Raw genomic sequence first — 20,218 nt, forward strand, 5'->3', positions numbered from 1 at the left:
GCGGGCCTGCACTCTCTGTAGACGTCTGTAGACGAGTGTCTCCGCAGGCGAGTGTGCGGCACTTCTCTGAAACGTGTAGCGAGTCGCTGCCAGAGGAACCCGGCAGCGAAAGCGCTGCACCGGCACTCGTCTGCTGTCAGAGCCAACCTTCATCTGATGTACGAAAGGAGTCGATATCATGATTACGGTGACGCGTCCCTACTTCCCGGAGCGGGAGAATTTCGACCGCTATGTGGATTCCATCTTCGAGGGGCGCTGGTTGACCAACCACGGCCCGCTCGAGCAGGAGCTCACTCGGCGTCTGGAAACCTACCTGGGCGTCGAGAACCTGCTGCTGGTCAGCAATGGCACCCTGGCGCTGCAGATCGCCTATCGCGCGCTGGGCATCGCCCAGATGCCGGGCCAGTACGAATCGGCGGAGGTCATCACCACGCCCTTCACCTTCATCGCCACCGCCAGCAGCCTGAAGTGGGAGGGCATGCAGCCGGTATTCACGGATATCGACCCCGACACCCTGTGTCTGGACCCGGCACGCATCGAGTCGGCCATCACGCCACGCACCCGTGCCATCGTGCCGGTGCACGTGTTCGGCAATGCCTGTGATGTCGAGGCCATCGATGCGCTGGGCGAGGCGCATGATCTGAAGGTCATCTATGACGGTGCCCACGCCTTCGGCGTGACCTATCGCGGCAACAGCCTGCTGTCACATGGCGATGCCAGCACCCTGAGCTTCCACGCCACCAAGCTGTTCCACAGCATCGAAGGCGGCGCGATCATCTTCAAGCGCAAGGAAGACCTGGAACGCGCCCGCAAGTTGATCAACTTCGGCATCACCGGCCCGGAGTGCATCGAGGAACTGGGCATCAACGCCAAGATGAACGAATTCCAGGCGGCGATGGGGCTGTGCGTGCTGGATGAGATCGAAGGCAATCTGGAAAGCCGGGCGCTGGTCTGGCATGCCTATGCCCAGGCGCTGCGCGGCAATGTCCAGCTGCAGACCCGCCAGACCGGCGCCAGCCTGAATTACGCCTACTTCCCGATCATCCTCGAAAGCGAAAGCATGCTGCTCGAGGTGATGCAGCGTCTGCAGCAGGAAGGCTATCTGGCACGACGTTACTTCTGCCCGTCGCTGGAATCGCTGTCCTTCCTCGGCCGGCCCGCCGCCGAATTGCAGGACGAGGATGTCATCACCCCGCAGATCGTACATTCCACCGATATCGCCAGTCGTATCCTGTGCCTGCCGCTCTACTCGGGGCTTGAGGTCAGCGAGATCCTCGGGGCGGTGCGCATCATCGTCAATCGCCACGTCAAGGCCGCCTGATCATGAACATCGCGATCATGCAGCCCTATCTGTTCCCGCATATCGGCTATTTCCAGCTGATGCATGCCTGTGACGAGTTTCTCGTCTATGACGATGTCGCCTTCATTCCGCGTGGCTATATCCATCGCAACAATGTGCTGCTGGGCGGCAAGGCGCATCGCTTCACGCTGTCGGTGCCCAAGGCATCGCCCAACCGCTTGATCAGCGAGCTCGTCTTCGGCCCGACACCGGACAGCCTGCTGACCACGCTGCATCACGCCTATGCCAAGGCACCGTATTACGCACAGGTCATGCCGCTGCTGCAGGCGATGTTCCAGCATGAAGACCGCCGCATCGGGGCGCTGTGCAAGTACAGCTTCGAGCGGGTGTTTGACTACCTGGGGCTGGAGTGTCGCTTTCTGCTCACCAGTGAGCTTGAGCACGATCGCAGCCTCAAGGCCCAGGACCGTCTGATCGAGATGTCACTGATGCGCGGGGCCGAGGGTTACATCAACAGCATCGGCGGCCGCAAGCTCTACCAGGCGGCGCCCTTTGCGGCCAATGGCATCACGCTGTCATTCCTCGCAAGTCAGCCGAGTGACTACTGCCAGACACCGCTTGATTCGCGTCGCTCGGGGCGTCAGGCGGAGTTCGTCGCCGGCCTGTCGATCATCGATGTGCTGATGTGGTGCTCACCGGGCGAGGTACTCGACAGACTCGCCGAGTACCAGCTGCTGCCGGAAGACCTGGAGCTGCTGCGCGCCGCGGGCAATGCTGCGGGTGACACGGCTGTGCCGGGGCCGCTGGCGCGCGATGCCTCCGCCTACTCGCAACAGGGGGGCCACGCCTCGTGTCACTGAGCAACAAGACCGCCATCGGCATTCTGTGGAATTTCTCCGATCAGCTATTGCGGCGTGGCATGGCCAGTCTGGTCACGCTGCTGCTGGCGCGGCTGCTGGTGCCGGAAGATTTCGGGTTGCTGGCGATGGTGCTGGTCTTTCTGACCATCGCCTCGGCCATGATGGATTCCGGTCTTCAGCAAGCCATTCTGCGCATGCCGACCCTCGGGCCGCGTGATGCCAGCACCGCCTTCTTCAGCAATATCGCCTTCGGGGTGCTGGCCTACGGCCTGCTGTATGCCAGCGCCCCCCTGATCGCCGACTTCTATGCCGAGCCACGCCTGATCGTGCTGGTGCGTATCGGCGGCATCGTGGTGCTGATCAATTCCTTCGAGGTCATTCAGGGCGCGATGCTCAACCGTGCGCTGGATTTTCGTACGCGCATGAAGGCTGGCATTCCCGGCAGCGTGGTGTCGGGCGGGGTGGCAGTGCTGCTGGGCTGGCTGGGCTTCGGGGTCTGGGCACTGGTGGGGCAGATGTTGACGGCGGCGCTGGTCACTACCGCCCTGATGTGGTGGTGGGGCAGCTGGCGGCCGCGGCTGGAATTCGATGTGGTGTCGTTCAAGGCGATGTTCCGCTTCGGCTACAAGATGTTCCTGTCACGCATGCTGGATGTGCTGTTCGTCAATCTCTATGTGCTGCTGATCGCCAAGCTGTTCTCCGCTTCGGTGGCGGGGCTGTTCTTCTTCGCCGAGCGTCTCAAGGAGCTGGTGATCAATCAGCTGGTGACGGCGGTGCAGAACGTGACCTTCCCGGCGCTGGCGAGCATCCAGGCAGATCCCGTGCGCCTCAAGAGTGCCTATCGTCAGATCCTGCAGGTCATGGTCTATCTATTGTTCCCGGCGATGCTGTTGCTGGCGGCGCTGGCCGAGCCGCTGTTTCTGACGCTATTGCCCGAGCGGTGGCTGGCGGCGGTGCCTTATCTGCAGCTGATGTGCATCGCGGCCGTCATGTATCCCCTGAGCACGCTCAATCTCAATGTGCTCAACGTCAAGGGGCGCTCGGACCTGTTCCTCGGGCTCGAGATCGTCAAGAAGGTATTGATCTGTGCGGTGCTGGCGGTGACCTGGCGCCATGGCGTGATGGCGATCCTGATCGGGCAGATCGTGGTGGCGGTGGTGTCCTACATCCCCAATGCCTGGTTCTCGCGGGAGTTGATCAACTACAGCATCCGCGAGCAGCTGGCCGACTTCCTGCCGGCTCTGCTGCTGGCCAGTGCGGTGGCGGGCACGACCTGGTGGGCCGTGCCTGCGCTGTTGGCCATCTGGCCGGCGCCGGTGGTGCTGGTGGTATCAGGCCTGCTGGCAGGGGCGGCCTATCTGTTGCTGTCCTGCTGGCTGCGCTTCGCGGCCTGGCAGTACGGCGCCGGCTGGATCCAGGAGCGTCTTTCACAACGGAAAGTGGGGAATACTGCATGTTAGAACTGAGTTATGCCCGGGCACTCGCGACGCCCCTCATGGATGGCACTCCGCAGTCAGGCCCCTTGCCTGTGCCGCCGGCGCCCGCCGAGGAAGCCGCCATCATGGCCGAGTGGGAGGGTGATCTCAGCGCCCCGCGCGTCTCGGTGATGTGCTTCGCCTTCAATCATGGCGACTACATTCGCATGGCACTGGATGGCTTTCTGATGCAGCGCACGCGTTTTCCGTTCGAGATCGTCGTGCATGATGATGTCTCGACGGATGGCACGCGGGAAATCATCGAGGAATATGCGGCCCGTTACCCGAACATCGTGCGGCCGATCCTGCAGGACGTGAACCAGTACTCGCAACATATCTGGCCGATCACCTTCTGCATGCCGGTGATGCGCGGCGACATCATTGCCTATTGCGAGGGCGATGATTACTGGATCAAACCCGACAAGCTGGCCCGTCAGGTCGCCTTGTTCGACGCCTATCCCGAGGCGACGGTCTGCTTCCATCCGGCGCTGGAATTCAATGAAGCCACCGGCGAGCATTCGCTCATCTGCCGCTATGCCGATAGCGTGAAGAAGATCTCTGCCGAGGCGGTGATCGGGCTGCGCGGTGCCTCCATTCCGTCACCGGCCTTCAGCTTCCGACGCGTCGATGCCACCGTCGACGCGATGATGGCGTCCTATCGCGGGGCCCCGATCATGGACTTCTTCCTGCAGTCCTACATGGCACTGCAAGGCGAGACTCTCTATTACGAAGATGCTGCCTGTGTCTATCGCCGCAATGCCAAGGGTTCCTGGACATCGCAGCAGCAGGAAAGCGAGGCCGAGCAGCGCTATCAGCGCGACATGATCTCGGCCATCGACGTCTTTCATGCCAATACCCGGCATATGCCGCATTCCGACAGCCTGTATATCCCGCTCTATCACTACTTCAAGCAGTACGTGATGGCGCCCGCGAGCCCCATGCAGCGCCTGGCCAACTTCCGCCAGGGGGTCGCGCTGCTCTCGCACATGGACCGCAGTCGGCTGCTGCGCCTCGTGCGCCAGGATGTGATGACCAGGTTGATAGGCACTCGTCGCCGTCGTGTGACACCCGACAGCGCAGTGCAGAAGCGTAAAAGCGCCTGAATGCTCCCGATTATCGGGGGTGATGAGGGCGAGAGAAGCGTTTGATGACAGGACGTCGTCAATAACATCAAAAAAGCGCTGCAACACACAAAAGCGCGAAGGATATCGGCCTTGGGCCGTCGTGAGTCGCAAGGGGACCGCAACATGAATTATCGCAGTTACGCCGACCTGAGTTCGGATATCGCCAGACAGTTGTCGCGCCTGCAGGCCGGGAATTTTGATCTGATCGTCGGGATCCCGCGCAGTGGAATGGTGCCGGCCTACATGATCAGCGCCATGCTCAATCGGGCCTGCACGGATCTCGACACCTTCATCGCCAACGGCTCGCCCGGCAAGGGAATGACACGCAAGGTCCGGGGGGCGGCGCAGAGCGCCTGGGAAAACCAGCGCGTGCTGCTGGTCGACGACAGTTTCAACAGTGGGGCCTCGCTCAAGGCCTCCCTGGCGCGCATTCCGCAAGAATGCCCCTGTGACATCACCACCTGCATCATCTATGCCAACCCGGCACCGGTGGTGGGGGTGGACATGTATCTGGTCGAGCTGGAGCACCCGCGTGCCTTCCAGTGGAATCTGTTCCATCACCCGGCGCTGGCCGATAGCTGCCTGGATATCGATGGCGTGCTGTGCCTCGACCCGACGCCTGAGCAGAACGATGACGGCCCGCGCTATCGCGACTTCCTGACCAACGCAGCACCTCTGCATATCCCGACCTACCGGGTGCACTCGCTGGTCACCAACCGGCTGGAAAAATATCGTCCCGAGACGACCGCCTGGCTGGCCCGGCACGGTGTCGAGTATGACCACCTGATCATGCTTGACCTGCCCAGCAAGGAAGAGCGCCTGCGCCAGAATCGCCATTCGAGTCACAAGGCGGATTACTACCGTGACTCCGGCTGTCGCCTGTTCATCGAAAGCGAGGTGGGGCAGGCCACCAACATCACGCGCATGACCGGCAGGCCCGTCTATTGCGTGGACGCCCACCAGATGATGACCCCCGAGTGGGCCTCGATGTCAGCGCAGAAGAAGGGTCAGGTGCTGGTGTGCACGTTCAAGCGCATGGCGCGCCGGGTCGTGACCTGGTTGCCGGCGCCGCTGGCCCGCCAGGCGCGCAGTGTCTATCAGCGCCTGGCCTGAACGCACCGAAGGAAGTGGGGCTGACGATGACCGCCATGCGCAGATGGCATGGCGATCATCGTGAATTGACTCGATCAAGCCTGGCTCAAGGCTAACACTGGCGAAGGAGTGGCAATGAAGACGCATCGGATGGCGCTTTTGGTCGTGGCACGGCAGATGACCCTCGAGACTCGCCAGATGCTGGCGTTGGCGGCGGGGCTGACGCGCCTGGGTCACGAGGTGGACCTCATCGTGCCCCAGGCCCATGAGGAGTTGATCGAAGGTCTGGCACATGGAGTGCGGCTGGTAGAGCTGGGCGTGCACACTGAGTTGACGGGTGTGCTGGCCCTGACGCGCTATCTGGCGCGTCATCGTCCATGTGTCCTGTTGTCCAGCGGTCTGGAAGCCAACCTCAATGCGCTCAAGGCGCGCCGTCTGGATCGTTGGCGCGTGCCGGTGATTGCGCACCATGCCGTGACACCGGCCAGTGAACTGGTGGCGGCGGGCAGCAAGGCGCGGGGCCTGAGACGCCGGATGGCGCTCAAGTATCCGCATGCGGCACTGGTGCTGGTCGAAAGCGATGAAGCCGGCTGCCAGGCACGCCATGAGGGCGGCATCGAGGCAGCGCGCGTCGTGACGTTGCCGTTGGCCCCTGATGAGGAGACGGGCGCGCTGAGCGAGCATCAATTGATGCAGTGCCTGTCGCTGATGCTGTCGGCAGCCGAGGTCGAGGGCGCATCACCCTTCTCGTCCCAAGGCTGGCAGGTCAGCAGTGGGGGAGCTGCGGCTGGCCTCGCGCAGTCCTCGCCGTCCCTCGATACCTCTGGCGTGGTGAGTCGGCAGGCCACCAGCGCTGATACCGGCGCGTCCGCGTCCCTCATGTCATCCGCCAGTCTGCAGGCCGAACTGGCCAACAGCGGCGCACGAGAATAAGTCTTTCCATGGAACACATTCTGCTCGACCTGCCCAACCTGCTCGTCTGTCTGGTACTGGTGATGGTGGGCTTTCTGCGCGGTTGGGTGACGCGCAATGTCGCGATCATCCTGAGTCTGAGCAGTGCGGTGCCGTACCTGTTGAACAATGTGCTGTTCGATGCCGAGTACATGCCGGACCAGTTCCGCTACTGGGAGCAGGTATTGGCCATGCGCAGCATGGACTGGGGAGCGATGGACCACTCCCTGACCGTCTCGGTCTCGTCGGGATTTCTGGCGCTGTTGCCGTTGCCGCTGGCGGAAACCATCACCAGCCTGGGCTTCTTCAACAAGTTCCTCTATATCGGCGCGCTGATGGTGCTGATTCGCCGCGGCATCATCTCCCACGCGGTACTGCTGTTCGTGCTGTGCTACCCGAGCCTGGTGCTCTACAGCTCACTGAGCCTGCGCGACACCCTGGTCACCGGCTTCATGCTCGGCAGCTTCCTGCTGGCCATCGAACGCCGGCCGATATGGGCGCTGATCTTCCTGCTGCCGTTATGGATCATCAAGTTCCAGAACGCTCTGATCATGCTGATCTTCCTCGGCATCTATCTCCTCTATGACGTCAGCCGCCAGGGCCTGTCGACCAAGCGATTCTGCTGGTTGCTGGTCGGGCTGGCCGCGAGCGTGCTGGTCATCTATCCGCTGGCGGTGGACCAGATCAACTTCTTCCGCGCGGCCATGTACTTGGAGGATGGCGGCAAGATCGAGGATGTGGAGGTGATTCAGGGCTTCGGGGACTTCGTGGTGACGGGAATCCAGGGCGCGCTCTATTTCCTGATCAAGCCATTGCCCTGGGAAGCCGCCAATGCGCTGCAGTTGATCCAGTCGGGAGAGAACCTGCTGGTGGTCGCCTTCCTTGTCTGGCTGACCCTCAAGTGCTGGCAGGTCCAGCGCGAGAAGACGCTCTTCTGGCTGCTGTATCTGATCGGCGCCTTCACCATCTATGGACTCGTCGTCTTCAACTACGGCACCGCGGTGCGCTATCGCTTCCCGTTCCTGGTCATCTATGTGGTGTGCATGGCGCATGACACAGGGCTGGTGCGGCTGTGGCAGCAGCAACGCCGGCCTGCGTTGCTGGACTGAGCTGCTGGAACGAGTTGCTGGACCGAGCCACGACGCCTTCCCTTTCGCGCTGGTGTCGCTTCTCGATCGTCTCTCTCGTCGATGGTTCCTCTTGTCCAGGGTTTCTCTTCCGGATGCTTCCGGTCGCGCGGGCTCAAGCTCGCGCATGTTCTTCTTCGCATGACACGCAAGGAATGCCCCATGCCAACACATGATGCACAGCCCTCCACGGTGGTGCTGGTCTCCAACTCGTCATTCTTTCTCTACAACTTCCATCGCGGCGTCATCGAAGGGCTGCGTGACTCGGGGTATCGCGTGGTGTGCCTTGCGCCCACCGATGCGCATAGCGCGTACCTGGTGGACGAACTCAGGGTCGAGCATCGTGCGCTGGGCATGGAAGGCAAGGGCACCTCGCTGATCGGTGAGGGCAAGAGCCTGCTGGCGCTGCTGGGGACATTGCTGAAACTCAAGCCACGCTATGTTCTCAACTTCACCATCAAGGCCAATGTCTATTCGGGGCTGGCGTGTCGGCTGCTCAAGATCCCCTATACCAACAACGTCTCGGGGTTGGGCACCGCCTTCATACATGACAGCTGGCTGTTTCGTCGGGTACGGGCGCTGTATGGCTTCGCCAACCGTGGCGCGCGTTGCGTGTTCTTCGAGAACCGCGATGACCAACGCCTGTTCATGCGCCTCGGGCTGCAGAAGTCCACGCCGTCTGTCGTGCTGCCCGGCGCCGGTATCGACCCGCAACGCTTCGCCTTTGCGCCGCAACCGCAGACGCCACCGCTGACCTTTGTGATGGTCGCACGCCTGATCGGCGACAAGGGGGTGCGGGAATACGTGACGGCGGCCGAGCGTCTGCATGAGCGTTATCCGCAGGCACGCTTCTGGTTGATCGGCCCGTCGGGAATCAGCAATCGCACCGCGATCAGCGATGAGGAAATCGCTGCCTGGCGCGAGCGCGGCGTGTTGCACTACCTGGGCGAACAGCGGGATGTGCGCCCCTTCCTGGCCGAGGCCAATGTGCTGGTGCTGCCGTCGTACCGGGAAGGCATGCCGCGCACGGTACTGGAGGCGGCCTCGATGGGGCGTCCGGCGATCGTCAGTGATGTGCCGGGCTGTCGCAGCTCGGTCAATCCCGGCGTCACTGGCTGGCTGTGCGAAGCGGCCAATGTCGAGTCTCTTGAGCAGCAGATGCAGGGCTGTCTGGACATGCCGCATGCGGCATTGATGGAGGCAGGGCAGGCGGCACGCGTGCGTATCGAACGTGAATTTGATCAGCAGATCGTGGTGCGTGCCTATCTGGGCTGTCTGCAGCACACACTGGATATCGAGTTGCGTAAGTCAGTACTCGCTACCGCCTGAGGCGGGGCGCTAACACATTGACACCGTTGGATTTTCGTCAGGAAGATGAAGAAAATCGTTCTCGACAGTTGGGCAAATATCAGGAACTGCTGCTGGATTTAACGCGCATAATGGCCCCGCGAGTGAGAGTGACAGGCGCCTGCCTGGAGAGCTCAATCGGTCGGGACAGTGCTTCTTCTGGCAATGACACACCGCGTGTCGCTGAACAGGCCGTCTCGCTGGAACGCGATCGATCGTCATCAAAGGGAAGGATGCCCGTGAACACCATCAACAGAGAGCAGAATGTCGTCATGAGTGGATATCGTTTCTGCGCCCAATGCGGGGGCGCCAGCGTACATCGCGTAAAACGCCATTGGTGGCAGCGACTGGCCGGCAAGGCGCCGCTCTATCACTGTGAAGACTGCGGCATCATCCATCGCGTCTCGACTGAAGCCATCACTGCCAGCCGGACGAGCCAGCAGGACGCTGAGTCGTCGCACCCGATGGCTGGCCGCTGATCCTGTCTTCAGGTGCCAGCATTGAGCTATCGAGCTATCGAGCTATCGAGCTATTGAACAGAGCCTGGCGCGCCGGCATTGGATTTATCTTTTCATCACCCATGCCACGGCGCGCGTTATACGCTTACCATGATTCAGGACAGGCGTGCTTCTCAGACGGCGGAGGTGGGCAAGACGCGTTGAGCTGGCATCTCGCATGATGCCTGGCAGTGTTCGTTCAGCGCTCAGGCCGCTTGCCACTCTTGCTTTTCGAACTCGCTTTCCGAGCTCGCTTTTCGTACCAGCTCCCCGTGCCCGCTTACCGCGCACGCTCCTCTTGCCGTGTTGTCCTGCTGATGCGCTGCCTTGCTGACGCGCTGTCCTGCTGGCGCGTTTTCTTTCTAAACGTGCTGTCTTTCTGACGGACCGTCTTTCCAAAAAATGCCTGAGGCATTGTTCTTCATGAAGCGGTCAAGACGTGGTGACCGCCGGTCGTCTTGCTGTCAGCCGTTTTGCGCAACCGTTCCTGCGCTAGCACTCTGCATTAGCGTTCTGCACTAGATCGCACCGCTTCATGTCATACCCCCTATCTCCCGCCATCGACCCTCGTCGGTGGCGGGTTTTTTCTGCGCCGCAGTTGAGCATTTCGATCAAGCAAGGCGATATCTCGCCTGCGGTCGGCTGCCACGCGGCGAGCATTTCCCTGTGGAGCGCATGAGCCAATGAAGATTCTGTTTGTCGTCGGTAATCTTTCCAGCGACGGAGGCACGGAACGTGTCACATGCGAAATCGCCAGCGGACTGGCGCGCTCGGGTCACGAGGTGATGATCGCGAGTCTGTTCGGGCCAGCGACCAGCTCGTTTTCCCTGGAGGACAGCATCACGACCTGTTGCCTGAACCTGAAGGAAGCCAGAGGCGGGGCAAGACGCTCGCTGGGCATCAGTTCGGCGCTACTGACCAAGGTCCGTCACCAACAGGCCGATGTGGTGGTGCTGGTGGATTCGATCCTGTTTGCCTTCTGTGCGCCGTGGGCCCCGTTCCAGCGCGCCCGGATCATCTGCTGGGAGCATTTCAATCTCGCCACCGATCATGGTTCACGCCTGCGTTCGGTGGGGCGCTCGACCGCCGTGCGCCTGGCCGACGCCATCGTGGTGCTCACCGAGCGGGATGCCGAGGCCTGGCGAGCGCGCTATCGCATTCGCGACAAGGTCGGCGCGATCTGGAATCCGGTACCGCACTTCCCCAAGCCCAGCGAAGAGGGCGCTGCGTCGCGCACCGTGCTTGCCGTCGGGCGCCTGACGGAGCAGAAGGGCTTCGATGTGCTGCTGAATGCCTGGCACAAGGTCGTGTCGGTCCACCCTGACTGGCGACTGCGCATCGTCGGCTGGGGTGAGGATGAAAACGACCTCAAGGCCCAGGCATGGACATTGGGCCTGAGTGACAGCGTCGTCTTCGTGGGCCGCACCTCACAGGTGGAAAAGGAGTATCAACGCGCGGCGTTGTACGTGATGAGCTCACGCTGGGAGGGGCTGCCGATGACCCTGCTGGAAGCGCAATCCTTCGGCTTGCCGGTGGTCTCGACAGACTGTGAAACCGGGCCTGCCGAAATCCTGGCCGGCGGCAGCGGCGTGCTGGTGGATGTCGAGGACGATGAGGCGCTGGCGCGCGAGATCCGTGATCTGATCACGGATGAAGCTCGTCGCAGCGAGATGTCCCTGCTGGCACGCGACAATGCCGCGCGCTTCGATGCGGACACCCTGTGCGGCGAGTGGCAGCAGTTGCTGGAGCGCCTGACCTCCGGTCGAACCCGCATCGCGGATGCCTCGTGAATCCTCCCAGAGTGTCAAAATCGGGCCGGTGAGCAGGGCGTGATCCACTCTGGTGAGCCTTTGGCTAAACATTCGCTGACCAGGCGACCAGTCACGCCTGCCAGTGTCACCCCGATATGCTGATGGCCAAAGGCATGGATCACGCGTGGCTCATTGGGTGACGGGCCGATCACCGGCACGGAATCGGGCAGGGTGGGACGAAAGCCCAGCCAGCGGCGGGCCACCGGGGCGTCAATTCCCAGCACCTTGCGCACCCGGCTTTCCAGATAGTCGAAACGGGCCGGGTTGGCCGGCCCCGCAAGCGAGCTCAGCTCCACGGTGCCGGCCACGCGCAGACGTGCACCCTCGGCACTGTGCAGTGGCGTCATGTAGAAGGCGCTTTCCACCGGGCAGGTCGGGCGGTTGAGCGGTGAGTGCTCGAGATCGAATTCGATGTGATAGCCACGCTCGGTATCCAGCGGAATCCGGTCGCCGATCTGGCGCGCCAGATTTGCCGACCAGGCCCCGGCTGCCAGCACCACTCTGTCCGCCCTGAGTCGCCGCCCATCGGCGTACTCCAGCAGCATGCCGGAGGCCTGTCGGCTCAGGCGGGTGACCTCGGCGCTGACGATCCGGCCTTCTTCGCGCAGCGGGGTGGCCAGGGTGTCGATGAACACCTGCGGGTCATCGAGGTGACAGGAGGAGGGGAACAGCACGCCGCCCGCGGTGTGGCCTTCCATGGCGGGTTCCAGCGCGATCAGCTCGTCCGCCGTCAGCACCTGCTGGTGGATGCCGAGCTGGTCGCGCAGTCGGATATCGCCCTGTGCGGCCTGCAGGTTCTCGGCCTTGCCGTAGGCATACAGGCAGCCCTTGCGCTGAATCATCGCGGCGGCGGCGGGGGCATCGTCCAGCAGCGGCTGGTAGTCCGTGTAGGTATGGCTGAGCAGCTGGGCCAGCATCTCGCTGTTGGCGCGAAAGCGAGTGGCGTTGCACTGGCCCATGAAGCGCATCAACCAGGGCGAGAGCCTGGGCAGGCATTTCCAGTCGATGACGAAAGGCGAGTCAGGTGACAGCAGCAGCGACGGCATGCTGCGCCAGATTTCCGGACGAGCGATGGGCAGGCAGCCGTAATCCGCCAGGGTGCTGGCATTGCCGAAGGAGGTGCCGCTGGCGATGCATTCACGTTCGATCATCGTCACCTCGTGGCCGCTGCGCCGCAGCCACAGGGCGCAGGCGACACCCACGGCGCCCGCGCCGATCACCGCCACTTCCGTGTGTTCGCTATCACTCATTGATCACTCACCCTGTGGTCATCTTGTTGTTATCGAGGTGTTGTTATCGAGGTGTTGTCATCCTGGCGTCGATATCGAAGCTCCGTCATCGAGGTATTCGCGCCGCAATGACGCACGCCCCGGGGGTGGCCGGGGCGCAGCAGGGGGCCTTTCGAGCATGCCTCGCGGGCGACAGCTCGGCAAGCGCGCTGTCACCGGGCGTGTCGTACTCAAGCGTTCCGGGCGTGGCGCAATCCAGGCCCTTCAAGACACGCGTTTCAAGATCGGCTCGGCTCCTCGAAGGGCAGCGGGATGTCATCACCACGCCGGACGGCGAAGACATTCAGCGTCATCGCCACCAGGGCGTAGTAACCCAGCGCCCCGACCAGCTCCACCACCACGGTTTCGCCGAACATCGCGACGGCCTCGCCGTACAGGGCATCATCGACGCGCCGTTCGGCGTAGAGCGCGCGGGTGACGCGATAGATCAGCCGCTCATCGTCTTGTGTAAATTCTGGTTCACGCTCCTCGCGCAGCGCCGCGATGACCTCGGGCGCGAGGCCGGCCTGCTCGGCAATCGGCGCGTGAATCTGCCACTCAGCCTGGGATTTCCACCATGCCGCCGTGGTGAGAATCGCCAGCTCGCTGAGACGCAGCTCAAGGCCGGTGGCGTAGCGGCAGAAGGCACCGAGGCGCTGGGCATGATTGGCAAGCTCGGGGCTGTGGATCCAGGCCAGGAAGGGGCCGTCCAGATTGCCGCGCGGGCCGCTGAGAATCTCGGCCAGCACCTCGCGCTGAGCCGCGCTCATGCTGGCGTCATCCAGTTCGGTCAGGCGCGATGTGATCGCCATGAAAGTCACTCCATTCAAATCCATTCAAAGATCGTTAGGTAGGCAATGTGCCTGCAGCTGAGCCGTCACAGGCTGGCAAGGGTGGTATCGATGGCACGCCCCAGCTTGGCGGTGATCTCGTTCAGATGCGACTCCTGCAGAATGAACGGCGGTGCCAGCAGGATGTGATCGCCCTGGCGGCCATCGAGGGTGCCGCCCATCGGATAGCACATCAGGCCTTCGGCTATGGCGGCCTTCTTGAGTCGCTCATGCAGCTTGAGGGAGGCGTCGAAGGGCTTTTGGGAATCGCGATCCGCCACCAGCTCCAGCCCCTGGAAGAGGCCGCGACCGCGGATGTCGCCGACATGGGGGTGATGCGCGAAGCGCTCGTTCAGGCGCGCCTTGAGCCCCTCGCCGAGGACATTGACGCGAGTGAGCAGGTCGCGGGCTTCGATGGTCTGCTGGACCGCCAGCGCCGCGGCACAGGCGGTGGCGTGGCCGATGTAGGTATGGCCGTGCTGGAAGAAGCCGGAGCCATTGGCGATGGCGTCACGAATGCGCTGGCTGACCAGGGTCGCGCCGATCGGCTGGTAGCCGGCGCCCAGGCCCTTGGCGATGGTGATCAGATCTGCCGTGACACCTTCCTGCTCGGCGGCGAACAGACTGCCGGTACGTCCCATGCCGCACATCACCTCGTCGAGAATCAGCAGCACGCCGTAGCGATCACAGACCTCGCGGATGCGTCTGAAGTAGCCCGGTACCGCGGTGACGGCGCCCAGGGTGGCACCGACCACCGGCTCGGCCACGAAGGCCATCACGTTCTCGGCGCCCAGGCGCAGGATCTCCTCTTCAAGCTCCGCGGCGAGACGAATGCCCATCGCCTCGGGCGTCTCGTCGGGCTGCTGGTCCCGATAGGCGTAGCAGGGGCTGACGTGACTGACGTTGATCAGCAGCGGCTCGAATTGCTGACGGCGCCAGGCATTGCCGCCGGTGGCCAGCGCGCCCAGCGTATTGCCGTGATAGCTCTGGCGCCGCGCGATCAGATGCTTGCGCTGGGGCTGGCCGATCTCGACGAAATACTGACGGGCCAGCTTGAGTGCCGCCTCGACCGCTTCCGAGCCACCGGAGACGAAGTAGACGGAGTCGAGCCCTGCGGGAGCGCGTTCGATGAGAAAGTCGGCCAGCTGCTCCATCGGGTCGCTGGTGAAAAACGAGGTGTGCGCGTAGGCCAGTTGGCTGACCTGGTCCTTGATGGCCTGTGCCACCGCCTCGTCGCTGTGCCCCAGGCATGACACGGCTGCGCCACCGCTGGCATCCAGATAACGGCGTCCCTCGCGATCGACGATGTAGGGGCCATCGCCCTTCACGGCGGTGGGATACTCCTGATTGAGGTTGCGATGCAGTACGTGGCTCATGCGGGCTCCGTGGCGGCAGGGATGCGAAGGCATAATGCAAATATGTAGTGCATTCATGGTTTATGCAATAAATAATTGCATTATGGTCACTTGTGCCTTCGGACTCGACCGGCCAGAGATGCTACCGTTGCCGCCATCTGTCCTGTCCCTTGCCAAGGAGGTATCCCATGCCCCCATCCTCCCGAGCCCCCGGGCCCGCATCCCCTGACTCGCCGCCGGAGACCCTGGAGGGGTTGAAGCAGTTGCTGGCGGCGATTGATCGTCGTGAGGTGGAGATTCGTCTCGGCGCGAGTTCCCGGCGCGTGCTGGCGGTGCTGATCGAGTCCCCGCAACGCACGGCGGTGTCTTCCATCAGCCAGCTGGCGGAGCTGACCGGCGTGAATGCATCGACCTTCTCGCGTCTGGCCCAGCGGCTGGGCTACGAGGGCTTCAGCAGGTTTCAGGATGTCTTTCGCCAGGCGGTGACGGATGGCGAGCACTTCTACAGTCAGCAGGCCTCGCAGCTGCTGGCGCGAGACGCCGATAGCAGCGCCATGGCCCAGCTTGCGCGTCTGGGACGACAGGAGAGCGCCAACATCCTCAGCATGCTGGAAAGGGTGGACGCCGCGGCCTTCGAGGCCGCGACCACCTTGCTGGCCGAGGCGCCGCGCGTGCGCCTGCACGGCATGCGTCAGTTCAATTCCCTGGCGCTGTTCATGGCCTATGGGCTGGGCATGCTGCGCCCGGACGTGGCACCGCTGGATGCCAGCCGTCAGGGCGTGGCGGATGCACTGGCCCAGCTGTCGGCCGGTGACGTGCTGGTGGTGGCCAGTTGCTTCCCCTATACCCCAAGCGTGGTGGCCTGCGCCGAGGTGGCGGTGAAGCGTGGGGTCGAGGTGATCGCGCTGACCGATTCGGCCAGCTCTCCGCTTGAGCCCCTGGCGCGTTACAGCTTCCATGTGCCCAATCACAGCCTCTTCTATAGCAACAGCATGAGCGCCTTCATGTTTCTCGCCGAAGGCCTGCTCAGTGAGGTGGCCAGCAAGCTGGGTGATGCCGGGGTGGCTTCGCTCAAGCAGCGCGAGGCGATCATCACGGAGTTGGGGGGCGCACGCGGCTGATGCCCGCGATGCACTGCACCGAGGGGGAACGCGGTCATGCACCACAGTGGTGCGGGCGCAGACCTACGCAATGCGGCTTCAAGGCGCATGCAGGACCAAAGAGGCATGGAGGGAGATTGGCGTGATTCCTGCAAAACGACTGATATGAAATGACATCCGTCAGGGCAAGGAATTTCCCATGAGCCGCGAGTACCGTTACACCCTGGGCAGTCAGGTCCATCGTTTTGCCAATCTGGCCGAGCTGATGGCCAAGGCGACGCCCGCCCGCTCCGGAGATCGTCTTGCTGGCGTGATCGCGAAAACCGCCGAGGAGCGAGTCGTCGCTCAGCTGTGTCTGGCGGAGTTGCCCCTCAAGACCTTCCTCGAAGACGTGCTGATTCCCTACGAACAGGACGACATCACCCGCCTGATCATCGATGAGCATGATCCGGTGGCGTTCCTGCCGATCGCGCATCTCACCGTCGGCGACTTCCGCAACTGGCTGCTGAGTGATCTCGCGACCCCCGCGGTGCTGGCGCAGGTGCGCGCCGGCATCACCCCCGAAATGGCCGCCGCGGCCAGCAAGCTGATGCGCAATCAGGACCTGATTCTGGTCGCGAAGAAGTGCGAGGTGGTCACCGCCTTTCGCAATACCATCGGCAAGAGCGGCCATCTCTCGACCCGCCTGCAGCCCAATCATCCCACCGATGACGTCACCGGCATCGCGGCCAGCATTCTCGATGGCCTGCTCTACGGCAACGGCGACGCCGTGATCGGCATCAACCCGGCCACCGACAACGTGGCCCAGAGCATCAAGCTGATGCGTCTGATGGATGAGGTCATCCAGAAGTACGCGATCCCCACCCAGTCCTGCGTGCTGACCCACGTCACCAATACCCTCGAGTGCATCGAGCAGGGTGCCCCGGTGGATCTTGTCTTCCAGTCCATCGGCGGCACCCAGGCCACCAACGAGAGCTTCGGTGTCGAGCTCTCCGTGCTGGCGGAGGCGCAGCAGGCTGCGCTGTCGCTCAAGCGCGGCACGGTGGGCGACAACGTGATGTATTTCGAGACCGGCCAGGGCAGTGCGCTGTCCGCCGATGCCCATCACGGCCTGGACCAGCAGACCTGCGAGGCGCGCGCCTATGCGGTGGCGCGCAAGTACTCGCCGCTGCTGGTCAATACCGTGGTCGGCTTCATCGGCCCCGAGTATCTGTTCAATGGCAAGGAGATCATCCGCGCCGGCCTCGAGGACCACTTCTGCGGCAAGCTTCTGGGCCTGCCGATGGGCTGCGACATCTGCTACACCAATCATGCCGATGCCGATCAGAACGACATGGATACCCTGCTGACGCTGCTCGGGGTGGCGGGCTGCAACTTCATCATGGGCATCCCCGGCTCCGATGACATCATGCTCAATTATCAGACCACCTCCTTCCACGATGCTCTCTATGCACGGCGGGTGCTGGGCCTGGGCCCGGCGCCCGAATTCGCCGCCTGGCTCGAGGAGATGCAGATCTTCACCGATGTCGCCACCCAGGCACTGCCAAGCGAAATGCCCGACCGCTTCGCCAATTCACTGCGTCAGGTGACAGGAGGTGGCGCATGAACCCTGACCAGCCCTCTGCTGACGCGGTCTCGCGCAGCCTGGAACCCGATGCCATCGTCACGCCCAATCCCTGGCAGCGGCTTGGCCAGTTCACGGATGCGCGCATCGGCCTTGGCCGTGCCGGCATCAGCCTGCCAACCAATCGTTCGCTGGAATTCCAGCTGGCGCACGCCCGCGCCCAGGACGCCGTCCACCTGCCGCTGGAGATTCCCCGACTGATCGAGGACCTCAATCAGCTCACAGCGCTCGAGAATGCTCCGCAGATCCAGCGACTGCACAGTCGCGCCGTGGATCGCACCACCTACCTGCAGCGCCCCGATTACGGCCGGCGCCTCGATGAGGATTCGCGTCAGCAGCTGTCCGCCCTCGACGCACAGCCTGCCGATCTGGCCATCGTGGTCGTCGATGGGCTCTCGTCTCTGGCGGTGCAGAACAATGCCGCGCCCTTCATCGCCGCACTGCTGGAGGCGCTTGCCGAAGACGGGCCGGATGCCTGGTCCTTGGCACCGATCAGCGTGGTGGAGCAGGGGCGGGTCGCGATCGGCGATGAAGTCGGTGAGCTGCTCAAGGCCCGTGCAGTGCTGGTGATGGTCGGCGAGCGTCCCGGCCTCAGCTCTCCGGACAGCCTCGGGCTCTATCTGACCTGGCAGCCGCGCGTCGGACTGAGCGATGCCAGCCGCAACTGCATCTCCAACGTGCGTCCGGCAGGGCTCGACTTCGCCATGGCCGCCCAGCGTCTGCATTACCTGCTGCGTGAGGCACGCAAGCTCGGCCTCACCGGCGTGGGACTCAAGGACAGAAGCGGCGAGACGGCGCTGGAAGGCGGCACCGGTATCCAGAACTTTCTGCTGTCCTGATGGGACGGCAGCGCAGCAGCGGGAATCTCCCGATCCAACAATGACAAATGCCTGAGGCATACAAGGCGGCACCATGACTCGCGACACGAATCACGACACGAATGAGCAGGACTATCTGGCCAGGCGCCAATTGAAGAAAGGGACGGCAGGCTGGGTCCTGCTGGCGGGCCTAGGGGTCTCCTACGTGATTTCCGGCGATTTCGCCGGCTGGAATTTCGGCATCGGCGAGGCGGGCTGGGGCGGCTTCGCGATCGCCGCGCTCTTGATGGGTATCATGTACCTGGCACTCGTGTTGTCGCTGGCGGAAATGTCAGCGGCCATCCCGGCCGCCGGCGGCGGTTACAGCTTCGCCCGCCAGGCGATGGGGCCGGCAGGCGGCTACCTCACCGGCCTTGCCGTGCTGATCGAATATGCGCTGGCCCCCGCGGCCATCGTCATCTTCATCGGCAGTGCGGTGGAATCGTTGCTGGGCATCAATGGCCCGATCATCTACGCCATCTTCTATCTGGTGTTCATCGGCATTCATCTGGCGGGGGTCGGCGAGGCGCTCAAGGTGATGATGGTGATCAGCGGCCTGGCCGTGTTCGCGATCATCGCCACCGCCGTCGCGCTGATCGGTGACTTCGACAGCAGTCGCCTGTTCGACATCGCACCGACCGATGCCTGGGGGGCCAGCGACTTCATGCCCAATGGCTGGTATGGCATCTGGGCGGCGCTGCCCTTCGGCATGTGGCTGTTTCTGGCCGTGGAAGGGGTGCCGCTGGCGGCGGAGGAATCACGCAACCCGGCCCGTGATGTCCCGCGCGGCATCATCGGCGCCATGCTGTTTCTGATGTTCACCGCCGTGCTGGTCGTCTTCCTGCTGGCCGGCGCCGCGGGTGCCGAGGCAATCGGCAGCAGCGCCGTGCCGCTGGTGGATGCCCTCAAGGCCACCGGCAGCGAGGGGCTGGCGACACTGGTCAATGTGCTGGCCCTGGCGGGGCTGGTGGCCTCGTTCTTCTCGATCATCTATGGCTACAGCCGTCTGGTCTTCGCGCTGTCGCGGGCGGGGTATCTGCCCAAGACGCTGTCGCTGACCAGCAAGCGCAAGGCGCCGACCTGGGCGCTGGTGGTGCCGGGCATCTTCGGCTTCCTGGTCTCGCTGACCGGCGAGGGCGATCTGATCCTGGGCATGGCGGTGGTGGGGGCGACAGTCTCCTACGCGCTGATGGCGGCCAGCCATATCCTGCTGCGCCTGCGCCAGCCGGCGCTGGCGCGTCCCTATCGCACGCCGGGCGGTATCGTGACGTCCGCCATCGCGCTGGTGCTCTCGCTGGTCGCGTTGACCGGGGTCTATGCCTTCGATCCGCGTGCCTTCAATTACACCCTGGTGCTGTTCGTGGTGGGCATCGCCTACTACGCCATCTTCAGCCGTCATCGGCTGGTGGCGAAGACCGCCGAGGAGGAGTTCGCGCTGGTGGCGAATGCCGAGAGTGACCTGGCGGCCAGCTGATCCGCTCAATCAGTTCAGGTAGCAAAGACGACAACGCCCGCCATGGCTGACCATGGCGGGCGTTGTCGTGACTGGCGGGCTTGGATCCGATCCGAGCAATTCAGTTCAGTTCAGTTCAGTTCAGTT

The 20,218-nt window shown here is 63.2% G+C and carries 17 protein-coding genes; 14 read left to right on the top strand and 3 right to left on the bottom strand.

Going from position 1 to position 20,218, the window contains the following annotated elements:
• Positions 1-178: 178 nt before the first annotated feature.
• From MSG32_RS02475 to MSG32_RS02520, 10 genes are all read left to right on the top strand, one after another.
• A complete protein-coding gene (locus MSG32_RS02475) occupies positions 179-1,321 on the top strand; it encodes a DegT/DnrJ/EryC1/StrS family aminotransferase (RefSeq protein WP_054556247.1) in 1,143 nt (380 codons plus the stop codon).
• Between the two features lie 2 nt (positions 1,322-1,323).
• Positions 1,324-2,160, top strand: a complete 837-nt coding sequence (locus tag MSG32_RS02480; RefSeq protein WP_248377341.1) for a WbqC family protein — start codon at positions 1,324-1,326, stop codon at positions 2,158-2,160.
• A complete protein-coding gene (locus MSG32_RS02485; RefSeq protein ID WP_248377343.1) occupies positions 2,151-3,620 on the top strand; it encodes a lipopolysaccharide biosynthesis protein in 1,470 nt (489 codons plus the stop codon). Before MSG32_RS02480 ends, MSG32_RS02485 begins: the two co-directional genes overlap by 10 nt.
• Positions 3,614-4,738, top strand: coding sequence for a glycosyltransferase (locus tag MSG32_RS02490; RefSeq protein WP_131432408.1), 1,125 nt, complete (start codon positions 3,614-3,616; stop codon positions 4,736-4,738). The genes MSG32_RS02485 and MSG32_RS02490 overlap by 7 nt, the downstream gene beginning before the upstream one ends.
• Before the next feature lie 144 nt (positions 4,739-4,882).
• Positions 4,883-5,872, top strand: a complete 990-nt coding sequence (locus MSG32_RS02495; RefSeq protein ID WP_248377345.1) for a phosphoribosyltransferase family protein — start codon at positions 4,883-4,885, stop codon at positions 5,870-5,872.
• A gap of 114 nt (positions 5,873-5,986) precedes the next feature.
• The gene (locus MSG32_RS02500) at positions 5,987-6,784 is read left to right on the top strand and encodes a glycosyltransferase family 4 protein (RefSeq protein ID WP_248377347.1); all 798 of its coding nucleotides are present in this window, start codon (positions 5,987-5,989) and stop codon (positions 6,782-6,784) included.
• Positions 6,785-6,792: 8 nt separating this feature from the next.
• Complete coding sequence (locus tag MSG32_RS02505; RefSeq protein ID WP_248377349.1) at positions 6,793-7,911, top strand: hypothetical protein; 1,119 nt, start codon at positions 6,793-6,795, stop codon at positions 7,909-7,911.
• A 180-nt stretch (positions 7,912-8,091) separates the two neighbouring features.
• Entirely contained in the window at positions 8,092-9,258 is a 1,167-nt protein-coding gene (locus tag MSG32_RS02510; protein WP_248377352.1) for a glycosyltransferase family 4 protein, read from the top strand.
• Between the two features lie 26 nt (positions 9,259-9,284).
• Positions 9,285-9,755, top strand: coding sequence for a hypothetical protein (locus MSG32_RS02515; RefSeq protein WP_248377354.1), 471 nt, complete (start codon positions 9,285-9,287; stop codon positions 9,753-9,755).
• Between the two features lie 701 nt (positions 9,756-10,456).
• Positions 10,457-11,563, top strand: a complete 1,107-nt coding sequence (locus tag MSG32_RS02520; RefSeq protein WP_248377356.1) for a glycosyltransferase family 4 protein — start codon at positions 10,457-10,459, stop codon at positions 11,561-11,563.
• A gap of 14 nt (positions 11,564-11,577) precedes the next feature.
• On the opposite strand, the gene MSG32_RS02525 is transcribed toward MSG32_RS02520, so the two are convergent.
• From MSG32_RS02525 to MSG32_RS02535, 3 genes are all read right to left on the bottom strand, one after another.
• Positions 11,578-12,834 carry an FAD-dependent oxidoreductase gene (locus MSG32_RS02525; protein ID WP_248377358.1) on the bottom strand — a complete coding sequence of 419 codons (1,257 nt, stop codon included), beginning with the start codon at positions 12,832-12,834 and terminating at the stop codon, positions 11,578-11,580.
• Positions 12,835-13,091: 257 nt separating this feature from the next.
• Positions 13,092-13,664, bottom strand: coding sequence for a carboxymuconolactone decarboxylase family protein (locus MSG32_RS02530; RefSeq protein ID WP_248377360.1), 573 nt, complete (start codon positions 13,662-13,664; stop codon positions 13,092-13,094).
• Between the two features lie 65 nt (positions 13,665-13,729).
• A complete protein-coding gene (locus MSG32_RS02535; RefSeq protein ID WP_248377362.1) occupies positions 13,730-15,058 on the bottom strand; it encodes an aspartate aminotransferase family protein in 1,329 nt (442 codons plus the stop codon).
• A gap of 167 nt (positions 15,059-15,225) precedes the next feature.
• Between MSG32_RS02535 and MSG32_RS02540 the strand changes: the two genes are divergently transcribed.
• The 4 genes from MSG32_RS02540 (at position 15,226) to eat (ending at position 20,092) form a co-directional block, all read left to right on the top strand.
• Positions 15,226-16,158 carry a MurR/RpiR family transcriptional regulator gene (locus MSG32_RS02540; RefSeq protein ID WP_107336380.1) on the top strand — a complete coding sequence of 311 codons (933 nt, stop codon included), beginning with the start codon at positions 15,226-15,228 and terminating at the stop codon, positions 16,156-16,158.
• Between the two features lie 178 nt (positions 16,159-16,336).
• Positions 16,337-17,743, top strand: a complete 1,407-nt coding sequence (locus tag MSG32_RS02545) for an ethanolamine ammonia-lyase subunit EutB (protein ID WP_248377363.1) — start codon at positions 16,337-16,339, stop codon at positions 17,741-17,743.
• Positions 17,740-18,600, top strand: a complete 861-nt coding sequence (gene eutC / locus MSG32_RS02550) for an ethanolamine ammonia-lyase subunit EutC (protein ID WP_248377364.1) — start codon at positions 17,740-17,742, stop codon at positions 18,598-18,600. The genes MSG32_RS02545 and eutC overlap by 4 nt, the downstream gene beginning before the upstream one ends.
• Positions 18,601-18,673: 73 nt before the next feature.
• A complete protein-coding gene (eat, locus tag MSG32_RS02555; RefSeq protein ID WP_248377365.1) occupies positions 18,674-20,092 on the top strand; it encodes an ethanolamine permease in 1,419 nt (472 codons plus the stop codon).
• The last annotated feature ends 126 nt before the right edge of the window (positions 20,093-20,218 follow it).

Source organism: Cobetia sp. 1CM21F, assembly GCF_023161745.1.
Lineage (GTDB): Bacteria > Pseudomonadota > Gammaproteobacteria > Pseudomonadales > Halomonadaceae > Cobetia > Cobetia amphilecti.

Bases quoted from the DNA above. Each gene is read 5' to 3' on its own strand.
- MSG32_RS02510 (WP_248377352.1), top strand. From the start codon at position 8,092: ATGCCAACACATGATGCACAGCCCTCCACGGTGGTGCTGGTCTCCAAC.
- MSG32_RS02480 (WP_248377341.1), top strand. From the start codon at position 1,324: ATGAACATCGCGATCATGCAGCCCTATCTGTTCCCGCATATCGGCTAT.
- eat (WP_248377365.1), top strand. From the start codon at position 18,674: ATGACTCGCGACACGAATCACGACACGAATGAGCAGGACTATCTGGCC.
- MSG32_RS02535 (WP_248377362.1), bottom strand. From the start codon at position 15,058: ATGAGCCACGTACTGCATCGCAACCTCAATCAGGAGTATCCCACCGCC.
- MSG32_RS02540 (WP_107336380.1), top strand. From the start codon at position 15,226: ATGCCCCCATCCTCCCGAGCCCCCGGGCCCGCATCCCCTGACTCGCCG.
- MSG32_RS02490 (WP_131432408.1), top strand. From the start codon at position 3,614: ATGTTAGAACTGAGTTATGCCCGGGCACTCGCGACGCCCCTCATGGAT.
- MSG32_RS02525 (WP_248377358.1), bottom strand. From the start codon at position 12,834: ATGAGTGATAGCGAACACACGGAAGTGGCGGTGATCGGCGCGGGCGCC.
- MSG32_RS02500 (WP_248377347.1), top strand. From the start codon at position 5,987: ATGAAGACGCATCGGATGGCGCTTTTGGTCGTGGCACGGCAGATGACC.
- MSG32_RS02530 (WP_248377360.1), bottom strand. From the start codon at position 13,664: ATGGCGATCACATCGCGCCTGACCGAACTGGATGACGCCAGCATGAGC.
- MSG32_RS02520 (WP_248377356.1), top strand. From the start codon at position 10,457: ATGAAGATTCTGTTTGTCGTCGGTAATCTTTCCAGCGACGGAGGCACG.
- MSG32_RS02495 (WP_248377345.1), top strand. From the start codon at position 4,883: ATGAATTATCGCAGTTACGCCGACCTGAGTTCGGATATCGCCAGACAG.
- MSG32_RS02545 (WP_248377363.1), top strand. From the start codon at position 16,337: ATGAGCCGCGAGTACCGTTACACCCTGGGCAGTCAGGTCCATCGTTTT.
- MSG32_RS02505 (WP_248377349.1), top strand. From the start codon at position 6,793: ATGGAACACATTCTGCTCGACCTGCCCAACCTGCTCGTCTGTCTGGTA.
- eutC (WP_248377364.1), top strand. From the start codon at position 17,740: ATGAACCCTGACCAGCCCTCTGCTGACGCGGTCTCGCGCAGCCTGGAA.
- MSG32_RS02475 (WP_054556247.1), top strand. From the start codon at position 179: ATGATTACGGTGACGCGTCCCTACTTCCCGGAGCGGGAGAATTTCGAC.